Genomic DNA, 1,362 nt, shown 5'->3' on the forward strand with positions numbered 1-1,362 from the left:
TTTTAAATCGGAGGTTGTTGCTCAAGCTCGCCAACCGCATGTATCGATTGCATCTGTTGCACTTAGTCATGGGTTGAATGCCAATTTATTGCGCCGCTGGATGTATGATACAGATCCAAGTTATCTGAAACGAGGAAATAGTCTCTCAGGTTCCAGTGGTTCTGAACCGATCAGCCATACTCCAGGATTTTTACCGGTTAGCCTTCCTCAGTCTTCTTCCAAAGCTGATAGCCAATCGATTGAGATCGAAGTTCACAAGGGTAGCTCGACCATCAAAGTGAAGTGGCCAATGCAAGCTAGTACGACTTGTTTAGCGTGGTTACGGGAGCTTGCCAAATGATTCGAGTTGACGCCGTATGGATTGCAACCGAACCGATGGATATGCGAGTAGGAACCGATACGGCATTAGCACGCGTAGTGAAGGTGTTTGGGGCGGCATATCCAAATCATGCTTATCTATTTGCCAATCGTCGCGCTAATCGGATGAAGGTGCTGGTACACGATGGTTTTGGTATCTGGTTAGCCGCTCGTCGCTTACATGAAGGTCACTTTATTTGGCCTCGAACGGACACTGCAACACAGATGCAAATCAGTCGGGAACAGTTCGATGCATTGGTACTTGGACTACCTTGGCATCGCCTCGGAGAGGCAGGTATCATAACGCTCTTATGATCTTTTTAGTTGGTTTAATAACTTAAATTTTTCCTTAAATTACCCAAAAAATCAATTAGTAAAACCTATAATTACTAGAGTGGGCCCGATAGGCTGGACAGTTTTTAACTGGGTTTAAGCTATACTTTTACTGCATTGCAACTGTGCAGCGTTGCCCCGTAATCCACTTCTTGTTTCAATCTTACAGGATATTTCTGAAGAATCAAAGCACCCCCACCTTGACCTGATTCATAAACTTCTTGAGGAGTCCTATCGGATAATGCTTGGTGAGGTCGTTCTTCATTATAAAAATCAAAATATCTTTTTAATCCAAGCTTTAACTCTTTCGTATTCGAGTAGCTTTGCAAATAAATGTCCTCATATTTCACACTTCGCCAAAGTCGTTCGACAAAAATATTGTCAAAGACTCGGCCTCTTCCGTCCATACTAATACTAATTTCTTCCCGCTTGAGGACAGAAGTAAAAGCATCGCTGGTAAATTGAGCCCCTTGATCACTATTGAAGACTTCTGGTTTGCCATGCCGGATGAGAGCATCCTCTAAGCAGGCGATACAAAAACTGGCCTCCATCGTATTGCTAATTCGCCAACTGAGGACCTGCCGTGAGTACCAATCAATAACTGCCACCAAATAGACAAATCCTTGAGTCAATCGAATATAGGTGATATCGGTACTCCAGACTTGATTCGGC

General features: G+C 43.7%; 3 protein-coding genes. 2 read left to right on the top strand and 1 reads right to left on the bottom strand.

Annotated elements, in window-relative coordinates; all coding sequences use genetic code 11:
* Together AOC35_RS05375 and tnpB are read left to right on the top strand one after the other, a co-directional pair.
* Window positions 1-340: transposase (locus AOC35_RS05375; protein ID WP_108646116.1), on the top strand; the 340-nt coding region annotated here is incomplete at its 5' end.
* On the top strand, window positions 337-672 hold the full coding sequence (gene tnpB / locus AOC35_RS05380) for an IS66 family insertion sequence element accessory protein TnpB (RefSeq protein WP_108646117.1): 336 nt from the start codon (window positions 337-339) through the stop codon (window positions 670-672). The genes AOC35_RS05375 and tnpB, both read left to right, overlap by 4 nt.
* Window positions 673-791: 119 nt before the next feature.
* On the opposite strand, the gene AOC35_RS05385 is transcribed toward tnpB, so the two are convergent.
* On the bottom strand, window positions 792-1,362 hold a 571-nt coding region (locus tag AOC35_RS05385), incomplete at its 5' end, for an IS3 family transposase (protein WP_108646118.1).

The sequence above is a fragment of the Polynucleobacter rarus genome (genome assembly GCF_003072505.1).
In the GTDB taxonomy this organism is placed as follows: domain Bacteria; phylum Pseudomonadota; class Gammaproteobacteria; order Burkholderiales; family Burkholderiaceae; genus Polynucleobacter; species Polynucleobacter rarus.

What these genes read in the sequence shown, in the direction of transcription:
- tnpB (WP_108646117.1), top strand. Translation starts at nt 337, where the DNA reads ATGATTCGAGTTGACGCCGTATGGATTGCAACCGAACCGATGGATATG.